Source organism: Paenibacillus sp. WC2504, assembly GCF_052682475.1.
Map to the genome: position 1 here is coordinate 4,906,807 of NZ_JBQZFH010000001.1, position 18,185 is coordinate 4,924,991.

Consider the following 18,185-nt stretch of genomic DNA (forward strand, 5'->3'; position numbering starts at 1 on the left):
TGACTAAAGCTTAGCATACACTATCACATAATCAAAAAAAAGCTGTCCCAAAAGTCATCCAATGACCCAGGGAGAGCCTTGACTTAGGGACAGCCTTTTTTTATTAACAGTCTTGAACTACGCTATTACTTGCCTAGAAAGTTCTTAATGAAAAAAGTAAGTTGATATTCCATGCTCAGAGGGTCATTAAAGTAGAACGCCTTCGCGTCTGCTTCGAATACATGTCCATTTTTAACTGCGGGAATATTCTTGTACGTTTCTGTGTTCTGGAATGAGTTATCTTCATCCGCATTTTTGCTAAAAATGACGTAGTCCCCCATGTAATCCTTCATAACTTCCGTGGATAAAGCAAAGAAACCTTCCTTCTGAGTCATTTCCTTGACTTTAGCTGGCATTGGAAGCCCGAACGCCTGATAGAGAATTTCCGTGCCACGGCCAAAGTTATCGCCATAGACATAGAGCTGCTTATTGAAAGTTTCGATGACCGAAATTGTCGCATTGGCACCGATCTTCGCTTTAATTTCTTCTCCCGCTTTCTTCGTTCGTGCTTTGAAATCGTCCACCCAAGCTTGTGCTTCCTTTTCTTTATTCAACAATTTGCCGATTTCCAGCTGCTGCGTTAAATAATCCACTTTCCCATACGTATAGGTAACCGTAGGCGCAATGCTTTTGAACTTATCAATATTTTTAATGTCCGACAGTCCGATGATGAGATCCGGATTAAGTTCAATAATTTTTTCGATGCTTTCGTCTGTAACCACTTCAACGTTCTTCAGTTTGTCTTGAAAATTCGGATTGGTTTTGGACATTTCGTCTACACTGACCAAAGGCACGCCGAGCAGCATAACATTACCTGTCAGAAACCGGGTTAACACCACGACTCGCTGCGGATTCGTAGGTACCTGAACAGGGCCATCCTCAGATTGGTAGGTAAATGTACCAGAACTTGAGACGGTTGACGTTGGCTTACTACCGCAAGCACTAAGTAAAAGAATTAAGATTACGACGGACAATGCGAAAAGCTTTTTCATTAGATGACTCTCTCCCTTTAGCTACTTATATAAAAAGTTTTGCTCATCTTTCACTGATCATGAAAATCATTCTCAGTTGCATTCCTAATTATAATGATCGATGGAGAGTCAAACCATGCCTTTTTGTTCGGAAATCGACTTGTACTATTGGTTGCCCGTAAATAAAGCGATTGCCCGCTGAAGCTGTAAACGGATAGAAACTGGATTGTATGGGATCCATTCATCTCGATCGAGATAATGGACATGATTCCGCTCTACGGCAGAAAGTTTGTTCCAGTACGAGGAATTGAAAACCATTTCCGAATGTGCGATGGAACCATTGTCATCTGGAAACACAATCACTACTAACCTGGACCCTGCATACTCATCCAACTCAGACAACTCTATGGGAATGGAGTGAAATTGATCCCCAAGTTTTCTCATCTCATCCTCAATCCTTGCCGGTGGCTGCAGCCCAAGTGATTGATACATGACATAGCCGACATTTCGCCCTCCATAAATGAGCAGTTTTCCTGGTTTAATCACGAGAATGGTTAGAATTTCTTTCGCGACTGCCGTTTGCTGGATAAGAGAACGTGCAGCCTGCTCTGCCTTTTCAAAGTCAGCTAACCACGTCTCTGCCCGGTCGCTCCTTTGAATGGATCGCGCGATGAGACGCAGATGTTCTTTCCATCCCATTTCCATCCACGAAATTTCTGCAATAGGGGCTACAACACGCAAATATTCCGGATTTAGTCCAAATTGATGCAAATGCTCTTTTGCAGCAATAATCAACTCGATATTGGCATTGAGCAAGTCAGTCTTCACCTGTTCCGATGTGCTGTTGGTATCGATAAACATCATCGTTTGCGGCTGGAGCTCTGTCGTATTCACAAATTCACTGCTATCCGAGATGGTGACGGCAGGCTCCAATTCAAGCAGCAACAGATGACTGGCATATGGGGTAAGCCATACAGCCACACGTTGGAAAGTTCCCTGAACGAATCCCGAAGGCGACGCCCCGGTCCGCTTCTTGAAACGGCGGCTGAGATAAAACTCATCCTTATACCCAACTTTGAGTGCAATTTCCCTAAGCGTGCTTGAGCCGTTCAGTAGCAGCTCTTTGGCCCGGTGAACGCGTAATCGCGATAAATATTCGTTCGGAGAAAAACCCGTATGCTGCTTAAACAAAGTCGAATAGTGGGACACGCTTACGCCTGCAATCGCCGCCAAATGCTCTCGCGTTATTTTTTCGCTATAATGGTTCTCCAAATAGGCAATGCTTCGTTCCATGGTTGGCTGTTCGCTCGCAGTAAGCTTGGCTGCCTGATGCTCCAATAACTGAAGAAGAATTTGGTGAAATTTAATTTGATTCTGCACATGACGGGTTTCACTGATGGGTAACCGGTGGATATACAGTTCCTCCATATTGGCAACGATCCCAGGTTCATAAGGGAAAAATTGCATATTCGCGCCTGAGGTAACTTCGCTTTTTCGCAACATGGCGCCTTCCTGTAAGAACCTCGCTTGATCTTGGGTATTGATCAAAAGCTTAAAAGCATGAAGCGGAAAAGAAGCGTTCGCAATCAATGCAGCCTCGCTAAACGCGGGTAAAAGGATGACGCTTCCTTCCATGAGTTCGTATGTTTGATCATCCTTTGCCCTTAACACACCTTTGCCGCCAGCAATCGCAATCAGTACAGTTAAATTCTCATTCAGCTTATACTGCGGTATGTTCGAAGTGCTGTACAGCGATTGAATGCTGTCAGCTGTATAGAAAGGAAAGTGAGACTCCGCCCACTCTGAGTTCACGTTATTCACCATTGAAGCCTCCATAACTTTGTTACAATGAGGGACGTTGTACTTCCTCAGCCGTGTATTAAGCTATATTATCTCGATAACGAGGCATAAAAACAATACCAACGGGAGCAAACATTAATTCCCTTAACACATATTGCACATTGCATAAATGCATAATAAGGAGACAGTCTTTGACGGTACCCTCGTATAATAGACTAAGCTGATAAATCTTGAATGAATCATGGAGATGACCGATCATGCGCTTTGCTTTTCTGATCACTGCCCTTTTTCTTGCTTCACTTAATTTACGTCCAGTCATAACGTCGGTCTCTCCTTTGCTCGGAACGATTCAGGAAGCGCTTGGCATGAGCGGTTCCAGCGCCAGTCTGTTAACCTCCCTGCCTGTACTATGCATGGGCTTTTTCGCTCCTGCTGCAGTGAAACTAGGCATTCGGTGGGGCATTGAAAGAGCGATTGCCTATTGTCTATTGCTCATCGGACTTGCTACTGCGGCGAGGTACTTTGTTACCTCTGAATGGTTGATGTTAGTTACAGCATTCCTCGCCGGAATCGGGATTGCCATCATTGGGCCTTTGTTGTCCGGATTTATCAAAGGAAATTTTGCTAACCCTTCGGCGATCGTCGGCGTCTATTCCATGGCGATGGTTCTTGGCGCCGCCCTTGGATCCGCTTTTTCCGTGCCTCTGCAAAATATCTTTAACCATTCCTGGCAAGCATCCGTCGCTTCTTGGTCCGTCCTGGCTTTCCTTGCGCTTTGCTTTTGGTGGAGACCGGTACGGAAAAGCCCGAAATCACCTGAATCCGCTGTGCCCGGCACCTTGCCCAAATCAAACAGCAACAGCTTAAAGCTTCCTTTATCTAATAAACGTTCTTGGTTGCTGACTTGCTTTTTCGGGTTGATGGCTTTCATCTTTTACTCACTTACCGCCTGGCTGGCCCCCATGGTGCAGGCAATGGGCTACGGGAAACAGACGGCAGGCATGATTTTAACCTTATTTACTGCCGTACAAATGCCTGTCAGCCTAGTCATTCCTATTCTCGTCAGCCGTTTTCAACGCAGAATGCTCTGGCTGATTGGCTGCTCAGCTATGGAGTTAATGGGACTCATTCTGCTCCAACTCCCCGTAACGCCTTGGCTCACCTGCATCTTCCTGGGAATCGGTGCAGGAGGACTGTTCCCCATGGCTTTAATGCTGCCTATCGATGAAACATCGAATACGGAGGAAGCCAGCGCGTTATCTGCAATGACACAATCCGGCGGCTACATTTTTGCTGCCTTGGGTCCTTTTTTTGTAGGTTTTATCCATGACTATGCAGGCAGCTTTCCTCCTGCCCTTATCGGCATGTCGATATTGGTAGCCATCATGATTCTAATCCAGTTTAAAATCGGCAATAAAAAATCGAAACTTGTTCAGTCGGAATAATGAAAAAAGAACCGCTCATATCGGGATCTTCTCCCTGTGAGCGGTTTTTCTTCTTCTATCAAGTAAAGACCATATTTTTCCCGTAAAAAATTTCGTCCATCTCCCATTTCACACTCTTCTCAATCTCCAGCTGCTCTTCCTTGCTCAGGGAATCCTTGGTATAACCGAACAAATAATTGTTCAAATCAAATTCTCGCAGTTTACATTTCGTATGGAATATATTTTCCTGATACACGTTCACATCGATCATTTGGTACATGTCTTTGATTTCACTTGGAATATAGTTCTGAATGGAGCTGATTTCATGATCAATGAACAACTTGTGCCCCGTGATATCGCGCGTGAAACCCCTAACCCGGTAATCCATAGTCATAATGTCCGTGTCGAAAGATCGAATCAGGTAGTTCAGCGCTTTCAGCGGCGATATTTCTCCGCAAGTGGATACGTCAATGTCAGCCCGGAATGTGCTGATCCCTTCGTCCGGGTGATACTCCGGATACGTATGTACGGTGATGTGACTGGTGTTCAAATGTGCCACCACAGCCTCCGGGAGCGGCCCCGGCGATTCTTCGAAGGATTCATTCGGTTCTTTCTCAATGGGACCCTCCGACACCAACATCGTGACGCTTGATCCCTGCGGATCATAATCCTGTTTGGAAATGTTCAGCACATGAGCGCCGATAATATCGGCAACGGACTTCAAGATCGCGGTCAATCGGTCTGCATTGTACTGCTGGTCTATATAAGCAATATAGGCTTCGCGCTCTTCCTTGGTTTTAGTAAAGCAAATATCATACATATTAAAACTTAGTGATTTAGTCAAATTATTAAAACCATGTAAGGTAATGCGCTGCTCGGACGTTAATTTCACCTAGGCTCCCCCTTTTCATGATAAAGCTAAGCTTAGGATGTGATCACCGGGCAGCTTCTATTCCATTTTTAGACATGCAAAAAAAGAGATGATGTCACAATGGACACCACCTCTAGCCTACCTTCTAGCCTAAAATCATTTTAGCTACAATCGCAATGTCACGAATATCAATTACTCCGTCATTGTTGAGATCCGCTTTCTTATACAATGACCAGTTTGGATCATCGGAATTTTTGCCATAGTAGGCTGCCATCATAGCCAAATCACCGATACTGAAGTGGTTATCTCCGTTCAAGTCACCTGGCGTTTGCGTGTTGATAGATGCCAGGAATGCTTGGAGCGCTGCATTCAACTCGGCAGATGCTTGATCCACTTGGCTTTGACTTGCTGCCGCGTTATCAGCTACAGCTTTGGCAAGAACGATTGCGGCTTGTAAAACAGCTTTCGAACCAACCGGATATTGTCCGACACTTGTGCCTTCTACCGCGGCGTCAAACGCTGCTTGAGCTTGCGCAATAAGTGTATGGAGACCGGCTTTATCTACGCTGTTGATAAGAATAGGATGTACAACGCCACCCACATTGGTCTCGACTCCATCTCCGTCTGAGATAATGATACTAGATAGTGAGATAGCTGTGGATACCGGTAACGCAGAAAGTCTAGCTTTCCATTGCAGGGTAATCAAACCGGTCGCCAGAGGATCTTTGTCCGCTCCTATTCTTGCAGCAAGGACACGGACTTGATCTGGTGTATCCTTCGTACTTACGAAGAAGACATCCTCTTGCCGCGATTTTGCAGAGATAAACTCCACAGCTGCAGCATCATACGTGAAGATCAAATCATGTGCATAGACGTTTTGACTCACGCTGTGCAAATCATAAGTAAGATCGAAAGTAGCACCGGAGCTTACTTGATCCGCACCGAATAAATAGGCGATGTTTCCGGCAGGACTTTCTTTTATTTTAAAATCAATCGTATACGTCTTCTGTGTGGAGCGGTCTTCTGCGGTAACTACAATTGTCGCTTGACCCGGCAGTTTGTCAGCCTGAGTGATGAGCAGCGTTGCATTCGAATCTGCCGTTGTTGCTGCAACTGTCGGTGCTTGGACTTCGCCTTCCGGCAGTTCCACGGTGTAGGCTACTTTGTCTTGATCAAAACCGGCCATCCGCTCCCCATTTAATGTGATGCTGTTTAGGGCTGCATCGTCATTTAATGGCACTTCGACCTCGCCAAGGGCAGTAACCGTGATGTTAAAGGTTTTCGTGATGCTTGAAGTACCTCTGCTAATCCTGGCGGTCAGCACAGCCGTTACATTCGGATCACCGTAGCAAGGCCGCACGATCTGGCCATGGAAATCGATCACTCCCGGATCTGAGCTAGACCACGTAATCACCACTTCTGGCGAACCGGTCACGCTAATCGGCAAGAGCAAATTGTTCACGACAGATCGCGTATTCCCCAAATCAAGCGCTGCTGCAGCTGATAGCACACTTTCCTCGTCAGCACTCATTGCCTTAACGGTTAAGGAGAATGCTTTCGTTTCGGCATCTGCCCCCTTGCTCAATGTAGCTGTCAGCATAACACTCGCATCCGGCTGCCCGACACCTGGACGATGAACTTGCCCTGTTGCACTAAGAGCATCTGGATTAGTGCTTGCCCAGTTAATCTTGGAACCAAATCGCCCAACACTTGGCAAATACACATTGCCTGTCACCGTATTGCTGCTGATAAGCTCAAGCTCGGCCTTGTCTGCGGCCAAATCTCCTTTATCTCCTCGGGCAACTACCGTTAAGATAAAAGATTTGTCTGCCGATACGCCTCCGCTCGTGATTGTAGCCGTTAAGGTCACCTCTGCGTTGGGTTGACCCGCGTCTGGTCGTGACACATGCCCGGCATCGTCAATCACAGCAGGATTCGATGAGTGCCACGCAATCGTCGATCGATATTTACCTTTTGTCACCAGCATCAAATGGTCAGCAACCGCGCTCGTATTTCCCAATTGCAATGCGGTTTTATCCAAATCAACCGCTTCAGCATCGTCCATGGGAAGCACTGTGATTTGAAAAGCCTTCGTCGCGATCGAATCACCCTTGATAATTGTAGCCGTCAGCTTCAACTCCGCGCTCGGCTCCCCTTGAATGGGTCTGGTCACAATATGCCCGGAATCGCTCATGACAAGCGGATTTGAGCTCTCCCAGGTGATTCTTGTTTGTTGTTCGCCTGCCACTGGCAAATTCAAATCATGGGATACGCCGGATGTATCGCCTAAGCTAAGTGCAGCTTTCGCGGCATTCACTGCGAGGGTATCCTTTTCGCCAACCGTCGAATTGTGATCAATGGTGATGTCATCGACTGAGCCGCGGAAAAAACCTGATACCGTCCCGCTGGAATCAAAAGCGAACAAAATTTTATCGATGACTTTCCCATTCGCCACTTCTCCAAGGTTCGCCGTGATCAAATTCCATTGATCTTCGAGAACAAAGCCACCTTTCCCTTGCGCATTCGGATGAAGGACGACACCATTCTGATCTTTGGCGCCCAAGTCATGCAGGTAAGTACCATCCGTAAACAAAATATCAAGTGCGACATACTTACTTGTTGTTCTTGTCAGTGTCGCCAGAACATCGGACTCCTTCTCAGGAAACAGCCAATAAGACAAGGTTGTCGAAGCCTTAACCGGAATCTCCGTATCAAAGATTTGGTTGTAAGCGTAGGATTGATTAGCATCTAGAGCGTTTCCGGAAAATTGGAGAGCAGCCGCGCCATTGTGCGCCCCAGTGCCTTTTTTAGACTCCATTCCGCCGATCCCGCAGCAAAATTCCCCTACATTTTTCGTCAACGACAAGATCCTGTACGTGTTAGCCGGACCCGTCGTATCCGTAGGAGCGAGATCCTCCGCTTCAAACCCTGAATCGAAATCAATTCCCGCTTCATATTGATAATCGGCCTCTCGCATCGCCAATACATTCACAGAAAACTGCTTGATTTGCGATGCAGAACCTTTCTTCACCGTTGCTGTCAAGGTGAGCTGTGCATTCGGCTGGCCGAGGTCCGGACGTTTCACGATTTTGCCCGTGTTGCTAAGTACGCCAGGATTCGAACTTTCCCACGTGATGGTTGTGCCTTTCCTGAACGTTGATGGAAGGATGACTCCTTTCGTTAAAGCCGTCGTATCTCCTAGATCAAGTGCTGCGACTGCTGACGCTACAGAAGTATTGTCATCAAGTTCCGTTGCATACAATTTCCAGTCCGCTAATTGCGTATTCGTCGACTCCCCGTTGTTATTCAAAATGAACAACCGGTAATAGCCGTACTCCTTCACTTTGTCGGCAGCAATCGTATATTCTTTCGTTTGAAAACGTGCACTGAAAGACTGATTGCTTTGCTCATCCAGCACGTTCCAATTCAACCCATCATTCGAACCCTCGATTCGCCAGTTTTTCGGGTCCCTTGTCGCTGCATCGTTGGCAGACACCATGGCATATTTTTTAACGGCTTGGGTATCCCCATAATTGAATTGGACTTGCACCCAAACATTCGTTGTTTGTGCCCCCAGCCACTTCGTGTTGGCATTATTATCGAACAATTTCACAGCGGTTTCATTAGGCTGGTTTTCTTTGCTGAACTTAACAGTCATATTGCCCGCGATAGCGACATTGATCAAATCCCCAGGAGCCGCTTGAACGGTTAGATTCGGAAGCAGGCAGAACATCAGCAGGCTGCAAATAAGAACATGCCAACGACCTAAGAGCTGTCTCATCATCTTCCATTAACCTCCTTGTACCTGGCGTTTGAGTTTGGCAATTGGACAAGCCTCCACGGCTTAGCCTCACTGCTGAATCCAGCCGGTGCTTCAGAAGCTGCCGCCTCTTTTGTATTCATCACGGCAACTAATGGCTGTGCACCATCCGAATTGTTCGCATCCGGCGCCTTTTGAGCGCTATCCTGCATTGGCGTGTAGTTGCTGCATGCAATTGCGACTTGAGAGGCGAATTCCCCTTTGGAAGGCGTTGCCAACGGATCCGGAGGAGTCGTTGCCCAGCTTGTATTAGGCGTTGTGCCCAGCGTAAAATCAAGAACCGCCCCATCCTTCAAGTACTCATATGGCAGCCAGGTACTGTCATAACTGTGGCCATTCAGCTTTAAGTCCTGAATATATTTCGCTTCTTCCGAAGCATGATTACCGATTAACCGGATTTGTTTGCAGTCGTTTAATTGAATAATCGTTTCCTCGAATAGTGGCGCGTGCATCGAGAAGCCACCGATACCCGGAATCGACGGGTACAGACCAAGTGCTGCCAGAACAAACCACGCAGAGCCCGCTCCCAAATCATTGTTGCCGATCAGACCAGCAGGTCCATCATGGAACAGCTCTAGCATGCCTTTGCGTACGATTTCCTGGGTTTTCCATGGCTGCCCGGCAAAGTTGTAGGCCCACGGAATGCCGTAACTCGGTTGATTACCCAAGAAGGAATACGGCTCCGTCGATCCTGCATTCAATTTTTGGAAGAAGAAATCAAGTCTTGCTCTTGCTGCTTCCAAACCACCCATCTTCTCGAATAATCCCTTGTAGTCAAAAGGAAGCACCCACGTATACTGAGCGGAGTTTGCCTCTTGGAAGCCATGCTCACTAGCCGGATCAAAGGTGCTCTCGAAATTTCCGTTTGCCAGGCGCGGTTGAATATAGCCATCTTTGAACGAAAGCCTCCAGCTCTGCGAGCGGGTCAAATACTTATTGTATTTCCCTTCATCCCCAAGCGCTTTGGCAAACTGAGCGATTGCAAAGTCCGCATTGTTATATTCCGGGATATAACCGGTTACCCAACCGCCTCTTTCGATCGGAATGTAGCCCAGCTGCAAATAGTCGGCCAAATTAAACCGTCCATTCAAACTGGATGGTGTCGATGCATGAAAGTTCATCACTTTCAAAGCTTCTTGTAAATCAAAGTTTCTGGCACCGAACGCATACATGTTGGAGATCGTAATCGAAGCGGGATCGCCATTCATCACATTCGTTTCGGAATTGGCAATACTCCATTTCGGTAAAAACCCGCTTCTGCTCTTGGCATCATCAACGAAGGATTGCGCGATATCTGAGCCTATATCCGGGAACAGAAGCCCTATGAGCTGCATCTGTGTGCGATATACGTCCCATCCGGAAAAAGTCGAATAATGGGTATATTTGCCCCCGGTATTATATATTTTTTGATCGAAACCTCTATAATCGCCGTTCACATCGCTGAACACATTCGGGTGGATCAAGGAATGATATAAGAAGGAGTATAGCATCCGCTTATGTTTCTCGGTCCCGCCAGTGACCTGAATTTTACTGAGCGCCGTTTTCCATTTGGCCTGCGCCGTTTGTTTGACGGATTCGAAGTTCCAGCCAGGGTTCTCCGTTTTTAAATTCAGTTTGGCATGCTCCATATCGGTATAGGAAATTGCAACCTTGACATAAACCTCTTTTTGGTTAGATGTATCAAACCTGACATAACCGCCAACCTTCCGATTGTTCGGAATTTCCGATTGTGCAGATTGGCTGTCTTTCGTAATTTGAGAGCCTTTATACGTGCCGACCTCTGTGAACGGCTGACTGAACTCTGCCGCAAAATAAACGGTGTAGTTGTTCGTATTTTCAGCTAATGTACCGCTTCCTTTGGTACCGCAGAATCCGCCGGCATTCACATACCCAGTCACCATGCTGCTATTCTTGTCAATTTGGATGTTGGCGTCCCTAACACCCGTGGCGTTAATGCCCGTATTAATCAGCATCATCGCCTGTGTAGAAGCAGGGTAAGTGAATTTGCCGATGCTCGTTCTCTCCGTTGCTGTAAATTCCGATTTAATGTTGTATTTATCCAACAAGACACTATAGTAGCCAGGGATCGCAATTTCATTTTCGCGTTGAAAAGGTGAAGCATAATCTTCGAAATGCGTTGCCGGGGATTTCCCCATTTTGCCTACGACTGGTAGAAAGGGGATGTTCTGCGCAATATCGCAGCCGGGTCCGTCAATATGCGTCAAACTGAACCCTGCAATGGATTTACGATCGTAATCATATCCCGAGCCCAAAGGTGATTTACCGGACCCAAGGTCGTTGTAACCGGTATCCGGACTCCATTGGATCATACCGAAAGGCACGACGGCACCCGGGAACGTATTTCCCCTATTGCCACCGAAACCGACAATATCAAGCTTATTGTTCTGTGAGCCTAATAACGGATTGGCGTAGGCCGACGGATCAAATTCAGAATTTCTAATTTGAATGTCATCGATAAATCCTCGGTATGTCCCTGCGTTTCCGCCGCTTTGTTCGTATGAAATGAGGATGCGCTTAATCGTTTTCCCCGCTGCAGCCGAACCCACATTTGAAGTAATAAAATTCCATGTGTCTACAGCCAATTGATTGCCTTTGCCTTGTTCTTCGGGACTCATGACAACCCCGTGCTGGTCAACAGCTTGGTAACTGTGCAGATAGGTTCCATCTTCAAAAGCAAGATCTACAGCGACATAGGTGCTGTTTTTACCATGATTCAAATCAGTCCCGCCTAGCGTAGTATGGCTTTGCGGATAAATCCAATAAGATAAAGTGGTATTGGATTTAACAGGAATGTTCACTTCGAACACTTTATTGTAAGCATAAGCTGCACTTGTATCGGAAGTTTTCCCCGCGTAAAGCAACGCTTTTTTACCGGATTGGCGCATTTCGCTGGAAATTTTGGATTCCGCTTGGCTCACATGATGGCTCGCTTCGGTTTCATCTTCCCAGTTTGGCTGAACAGCCTCAGTGCTTTCGAACCCTGCATGAAAGCTTGGTGCCGCAGCTTCTGCTGAATGTTCAAATGCCGGTGTGATGAACAACATACTCCACAACAACACAAAACTAAGTAAAAGACTGCACGATTTCCTGAAGGTCTTTCTATTCATCGCGTTCACCTCCACTTTTTTTCCATGAGAAAAATCGGGAGGAAGACGTTACCGCCTGCCATCCTCCCGATATCTTGTTATTGATTCAAAATTTTACTTGCAATGATCGCAAGGTCAGCGACATCAATTCTTTTATCGTTATTCAAATCTGCTTTTTTGTACAGGTTCCAATTAGCATCCTGATCAGTTTTACCATAATAAGCAGCCACAATAGCCAAGTCACCAATGGTAAACTTATCGTCACCATTCATATCCTCAGGTACGCGTGTATTCACCGATGCAAGGAAGCCTTGCAGAGCCGAGTTCAGTTCGGTCACAGCTTGATCTACTTGAGATTGCGTAGCCGCTGCGTCACTAGCGATCTGGCTGGCTGCGTTAATGGCCGCTTGCAGAAGTGCTTTAGCGCCTGCAGGATACTCGCCGGTTTTGGTGCCTTCTACGGCTGCATCATGCGTGGATTGTGCTTCTGCAATCAAGGCATTCAGTGCCGCTTTATCCACTGTGCTGTTGATTGCGTTTTTGAACGTTTGCAAAGCTGCATTCAGCTGAGTTCTTGCCAGGTCTACTTCATCCTGTGTAGCCTGCAGGTTCGCTGCTACTGCCTTAGCCGTATCGATAGCCGCTTGTAGAATTGCTTTGGAACCTACCGGGTATTGACCGTATTTGGTTCCTTCCACAGCTGCATCGTGTACCGCTTGCGCCTCTGTAATCAGGCTGTTCAGCGCTGTTTTATCCACCGCTTTAATGCTGATCAGTTTCGAAACGCCAGGCATTTCGGTCTCTTTCCCTTCTCCATCGGCAATCACAAGTTGGGAAACCGCGACGGTGCCGGCTGCGCCAATTTCCGATGTCTTCGCTTTGAATTTAAGCGACAGCAGGGCACCGTTTGGCTGGGAAGCACTTGGGCCAACATGAACGGCAAGGTATCGGCTTTGACCAGGAGCTTTTTTCTCGTCCACGATCACGAAATCTTTTTCCTTCGCCGATTTGGCGGAAAGCAATTCAAAAATATCCGAATTATACGTAATCGTAAAATCTTGGCCATACACGCTTTGTGTCACTCCGCCTAATCCATACGTCAAATTAAACGTTTGACCGGCTGAAACGACGGAGCTGCCGCTTAAGAACGCCGTTGCTTCGCTCTTGCCGTGTTCAATGGAAATATCATCGAAATACCCGCGTGAATATCCGGTTTTCCCTGTAGCATTAAAGGAAATGAGAATTTTATCTACCCTTTTCCCAGCAGCCACAGCTCCGATATTCGATGTCACAAAATTCCATTGATCGGAAACAAGTTTACCGCCATTTCCTTGTGCCAGCGGATTAAGACCGACACCGTTTTGATCGACGGCACTCAAATTGTGCAGATACGTTCCATCGGTGAACAGCAAGTCAACCGCGTAATTTTGGCTTGTTGTTCTCACATTACCAGGCAGTACGGTTCCTGCGCTGCCTTCCGGATTTATCCAGTAAGAAAGCACTGTAGAAGGTTTAATGTCAAAATCAGCGTCAAACATTTGATTATAAGCATAGTTCTCTACAGCATTGGTCGCATTACCGGAATACAAGATCGCACTTGTGCTGTTATTTCGTCCAGGTGTACCAACCTTCGTTTCAACACCGCCGATTCCACAGCAGAATTCGCCGATGTTCTTCGATTCGATCGTACGGTTTTCCCAAGTCGGCATGATATCTCCGGCCTCAAGCCCCGTTTTGAAATCAACGCCGGCTTCATAGCTTAGATCCGTTTCATTGAGAGCAAGCACCGTGATCGTAATGACCTTCGTAGCGCTCACGCTGCCTTTATTCACCGATGCGGTTAACGTTAAGCTCACATCCGGCTGCCCAAAGTCAGGACGTTTTATAATTTTACCTTCGTTAGAAACAACCGCTGGATTTGAGCTTACCCATGTAATCGTAGTGCCAAATTCAAAGTTGCCAGTAGGCAAGGTTAGCTTCTTTGTCACAGCACTGGTATTTCCTAAATCCAGGCCTTTAACGGTTTCCGCTACCGCTGTTTCATCGTTTACAGGAGGAGTCGGGTAGCCCAGGAGCTCAATTTCCGCAAATGAAGTGGTGGCGGTTCCCGAATTTTCTGTAACTTCTAATCGGTAGAATTCATATTTACCCGGAGTCTGAATGGTAAATGGTCGGGTATACGAACGCCATGCGAAAGTTTCATTCGTTCTTTGATCCAATATTGTCCAATTCTGACCATCATTGGAGCCCTTCAGCATCCAGCTTTTCGCATCGCCGTCTGTATTGCCCGAAGTCAATGTATACATAGCCGCCTGCTTTTTCGAGCCGAGGAATTGATATTGAATCCATGGCTTCGCGCTGTTTAACGTAACTCGGGTATTCGAACTGTTATCAAACAAGTTGCCGATTGTGGAGCTGTTCGTACTGTCGGTTACTTTAGCAAACCCTTGAGCAACCAATTTATCTGTCATGTCTTTTAATGGAGCAGGAACGGCAGACCCTTGAGTAATGGATGACGGAACGTCATTTTCGCCGCTTCCCCATGTAGAAGGCGTTGATCCCATGTCAAAGTCCAGCGTAGCTCCGGCTGCAAGTACCGCATGCGGCAGCGATGTTTGCGTATAGGCTTCGCCATTCACTTTCAAGCTTTGAACGTATTTATTTTCTTTGCTGTTATTCGGTGCATTAACAACGAGTTTTTTGCCATTATCAAGTTGGATCGTCGCTTTTTTGAACAATGGAGCGCCGACCGCATATTCCGGGCTGCCCATTTTGAGCGGATAGAAACCTAATGCTCCGAAAATATACCAAGCAGACATTTCACCATTATCCTCATCACCCGCATAACCTTGGCCAATTTGGCTTCCAAGATACAAACGGTCTAAAGCTTCACGAACTTTCTCCTGTGTCTTCCAAGGCTGCCCTGCATAATCATACATGTAGATAATATGGTGAGACGGCTGGTTGCTGTGTCCGTACTGCCCCATTCTTACGTCCCTAGCTTCCGTCATTTCATGGATGACACCACCGTATGAACCGGCATTGGAGCTGGAAGCAGGTTCCGGTATGCTGAAGAATTGATCAAGTTTTTCGGCCAACTTCGCTCTACCGCCGTACAAATTGGCCAATCCTTGGCCATCCTGCGGAGCATGGAATGCCATGTTCCACGCATTCGTTTCTGTGTAATCGCTGCCCCAATTTCTAGGATCGAAATTGGCTTGTGAAGATCTCCAGGCACCACTTGCCGTTCGGCCATTGAAGAATCCTAAATCAGGATTAAACATGTTAACATAATTTTGTGCCCGATTAATGTAATATTGTTGGTCATCTTTGTAATGAGCGTTATAAGCATCGCTGGTGTCATTTTTCTTTGCAAGTGCATCAGCCAGGTTGGCAATACCAAAATCATTGATATAGCCATCCACAGCCCATGCCAAACCTTCACCTGTATCCGTATTCGTATAGCCGTCGAAAACGGAGGTAGCCATCCCTTTTCTGCCTACATTGGCATTTGGCGGAGTGACGGCAGCATCTTTCAACGCAGACTGATAGAAGCTTTGAACGTCGAAGTTCGTAACACCTTTTAAATACGCATCCGCAAAAGCAACATTCGCGCTTGTTCCTACCATCAAGTTGGCATAACCAGGAGAGGACCATCTGGAAATCCAACCGCCATCCCGATAGTGCTGAACGAAGCCGTCAATAAATTCGCCAGCCTTAGATGGTGTTAGCAAAGAATAAGCCGGCCATGCCGTACGGTACGTATCCCAGAAACCATTGTTAACATAAATTTTGCCATCGTTAATTTTGGCGCATGATGTGGTTGCCGTACTTGTCGAACATGATGTAATCGGCGTTTGATCCGCATGTTTGTAAACCGGCGCTTCATTCGTGCCCACATTCTCAAAAGCTGAGTTTGGATACAAGAATAAACGGTACATGTTGGAGTATAAAGTAATCAGTTGATCTTCTGAGGCACCTTCAACCTGAATGATGCCCATTTGTTGATCCCACTGTGTTTGAGCTTTTTCTTTAATCGTTTCAAAAGTATCCGTAGGACTGATTTCCAGCTCCAGGTTTTTCTTGGCTTGCTCTAAGCTGATTAAAGAAGTTGCGATCTTCATCGTAACCACTTTATTTATCGTGGTGTCGAATTTGTAATAGGCCTGCACATTGGTTCCACCACCGCCACTGCCCGTCAACTTGCCGCTTGCTGTAACCGGCTTATCGAAGGTCGCATAGATAAAGATGCGCGTTGCGCCTGTGGAAAGGCCGCTTTTTTGATCGGAGTAGCCAGAGATGGCATTGTTAGCCGCATCCAGCGTAATACCGCCACTATTGCTTTGGTTGTCAAAAAGCAGATTAGACGAATCCCCAGCAAATGTGAATCGGAACATCGCTGCATGATCGGTAGGCGTGAATTCCGTTTTGAGACCGTTCTCAAAAGTCACGCCATAATAGTACGGCTTCGCGATTTCGTTCTCGTGCTTGAAAGGTAGTGCCCTTGTCGTACGGCTAATATTGGGCGTTCCCACCGTGTCGGATGGCATCACATGGAAGGTTTGCCGATCCCCCATCCAAGGGCTTGGCTCATGGCTTAATGCGAACGCTTGAATCGTAGGTAAGTTGTTCGCGTTATTGCTTTGATTGTAATAATAAGCCCAGTCCGAGCTTGCGTTTGTTTTCGGTATCCAGAAATTAAATCCGTGCGGAACTGCAACGGCTGGAATATTATTTCCTCTGGAGAACGTTCCATTGGACTGTGTACCTCTAAGAATGTTGGCATAATCGGAGAGCCGGCTGTAATTTACAGGAGCGGGATTCCCTACAATTTTGATATCATCGATTGTGCCTTTAAATCCTGTACCGGTTTTCGCTGCTGGATTATCGTACGCAACCAGAATGCGTTTAATTGTTTTTCCGGCGGCTACGGACCCGATGTTGGATTTTTTGAAGTTCCATTGGTTGTTGTAGAGTGTCTTGGAGTTGCCTTGATCTTGAGGATTAAGTTTAACGCCGTGTTGATCGAGCGCACCGAGATTATGCAGATAAGTGCCATCTGAGAATGCGAGATCTACCGCTGCGTAAGTGCTGGAGTAATCCATCTGCGCTTTATCTGTGAACTCAGGAGCAATGTAATAGGAGAGTTCGGTACTTGGCGTCACGGCGATATCGGCATCATAAACTTTATTATAGGAATAAGCTCTGCCATTAACCAAGTGAGTTCCGGAGTAGGTAAAAGCTTTTGCCCCTGTCCATCCGACATTGGATTTGGCATTATAAAGTCCTGAAGGACCGTTCGAGACATATGATTTCATATCTGCCGGTGGTGGTGGTGGGAGAACAATGCCATTGGAGAGCTGGAACTCGGACAATTGAATGTAAGAATCGCCGCTGTTTGCTGTTATGTTTAACCGGTAATAGACATACGGTGTTTCATTCGCGAAGTCATATACTTTCGTCTGGAAGCGTTCGCTAAAGGTCTGGTTGGTTCTCGTATCAAGCGTCGTCCAGGTGCTGCCGTCATTGGAGCCTTCAAACTGCCAGTTTTTAGGGTCTCTTCCGGCTGAATCATTCGCAGAGGTCAAAGCATATCTCATGACTGCCGATGCTTCACTAAGCTTGAATCTGACCCAGCTCGTCGAGTTCGTATCCAGCCATTTCGAATTCGTGTTTGAATCGATCAAATTGACGGCGACTTCACCTGAAGATGTGTACTCTCCTCTTGCAGTTACTTCAACGACTTTATTCGTGATGCTGCCTGGAATGCCCGCAAACGGCGTATTGCCGTCGATCCCCGAAGTTAGAGGGTTCCCGTCGATATCTGACTCGACTTTATTTTCCCATGTCACAATGGGGTCACTTGCCTCGAATGACGAGTAGAAGTCAGCACCTTCTGCAGCAGCAGCGGATGCCCGCTGATTCGTAGGCAGATAGAATGATCCTGCCAGAAGTGTAAAGCTCGTTGCCATAGCCAGAAATTTCCTAGCTTTCCGGTTACCCATTCCAGAAAACCTCCCATTTTTGTTTTCAAAGCGATCCTAATCGATAAGAGTCAAGCAGCCTCCTTTCGAAGCACACCTGTAAGCGCTTCCCCATACATATCTTACTGAAAGAGCCTGGCTTTAACTATGCGGTAAATCTATCTTTTCT

At 46.7% G+C, this 18,185-nt stretch carries 7 protein-coding genes; 1 reads left to right on the forward strand and 6 read right to left on the reverse strand.

Annotated elements, in window-relative coordinates; translation table 11 throughout:
* Nucleotides 1–125 precede the first annotated feature (125 nt).
* Both ACUN27_RS22205 and ACUN27_RS22210 read right to left on the reverse strand, forming a co-directional pair.
* Nucleotides 126–1,031: an iron-hydroxamate ABC transporter substrate-binding protein gene (locus ACUN27_RS22205; RefSeq protein ID WP_326063708.1), complete on the reverse strand. Its 906-nt coding sequence runs from the start codon at nucleotides 1,029–1,031 to the stop codon at nucleotides 126–128.
* Nucleotides 1,032–1,175: 144 nt separating this feature from the next.
* On the reverse strand, nucleotides 1,176–2,831 hold the full coding sequence (locus ACUN27_RS22210; RefSeq protein WP_445559617.1) for a helix-turn-helix domain-containing protein: 1,656 nt from the start codon (nucleotides 2,829–2,831) through the stop codon (nucleotides 1,176–1,178).
* Between the two features lie 236 nt (nucleotides 2,832–3,067).
* On the opposite strand from ACUN27_RS22210, the gene ACUN27_RS22215 reads away from it, so the two are divergent.
* A complete protein-coding gene (locus ACUN27_RS22215; protein WP_326063710.1) occupies nucleotides 3,068–4,255 on the forward strand; it encodes an MFS transporter in 1,188 nt (395 codons plus the stop codon).
* Nucleotides 4,256–4,313: 58 nt separating this feature from the next.
* Here the strand turns inward: ACUN27_RS22215 and speD are convergent, their stop codons facing one another.
* The 4 genes from speD to ACUN27_RS22235 all read right to left on the reverse strand — a co-directional run bounded on the left by speD (nucleotide 4,314) and on the right by ACUN27_RS22235 (nucleotide 18,037).
* Nucleotides 4,314–5,126 (reverse strand): adenosylmethionine decarboxylase, encoded by an 813-nt coding sequence (gene speD, locus ACUN27_RS22220; RefSeq protein ID WP_127451576.1) that lies wholly within the window; start codon nucleotides 5,124–5,126, stop codon nucleotides 4,314–4,316.
* Between the two features lie 124 nt (nucleotides 5,127–5,250).
* Complete coding sequence (locus ACUN27_RS22225) at nucleotides 5,251–8,889, reverse strand: immunoglobulin-like domain-containing protein (RefSeq protein ID WP_326063711.1); 3,639 nt, start codon at nucleotides 8,887–8,889, stop codon at nucleotides 5,251–5,253.
* Nucleotides 8,886–12,053, reverse strand: coding sequence for a GH92 family glycosyl hydrolase (locus tag ACUN27_RS22230; RefSeq protein ID WP_326063712.1), 3,168 nt, complete (start codon nucleotides 12,051–12,053; stop codon nucleotides 8,886–8,888). The genes ACUN27_RS22225 and ACUN27_RS22230 overlap by 4 nt, the downstream gene beginning before the upstream one ends.
* A 77-nt stretch (nucleotides 12,054–12,130) precedes the next feature.
* Entirely contained in the window at nucleotides 12,131–18,037 is a 5,907-nt protein-coding gene (locus ACUN27_RS22235; RefSeq protein WP_326063713.1) for a GH92 family glycosyl hydrolase, read from the reverse strand.
* Between the last annotated feature and the right edge of the window lie 148 nt (nucleotides 18,038–18,185).

Bases quoted from the DNA above. Each gene is read 5' to 3' on its own strand.
- ACUN27_RS22215 (WP_326063710.1), top strand. From the start codon at position 3,068: ATGCGCTTTGCTTTTCTGATCACTGCCCTTTTTCTTGCTTCACTTAAT.
- ACUN27_RS22225 (WP_326063711.1), bottom strand. From the start codon at position 8,889: ATGATGAGACAGCTCTTAGGTCGTTGGCATGTTCTTATTTGCAGCCTG.
- ACUN27_RS22205 (WP_326063708.1), bottom strand. From the start codon at position 1,031: ATGAAAAAGCTTTTCGCATTGTCCGTCGTAATCTTAATTCTTTTACTT.
- ACUN27_RS22235 (WP_326063713.1), bottom strand. From the start codon at position 18,037: ATGGGTAACCGGAAAGCTAGGAAATTTCTGGCTATGGCAACGAGCTTT.
- ACUN27_RS22230 (WP_326063712.1), bottom strand. From the start codon at position 12,053: ATGAATAGAAAGACCTTCAGGAAATCGTGCAGTCTTTTACTTAGTTTT.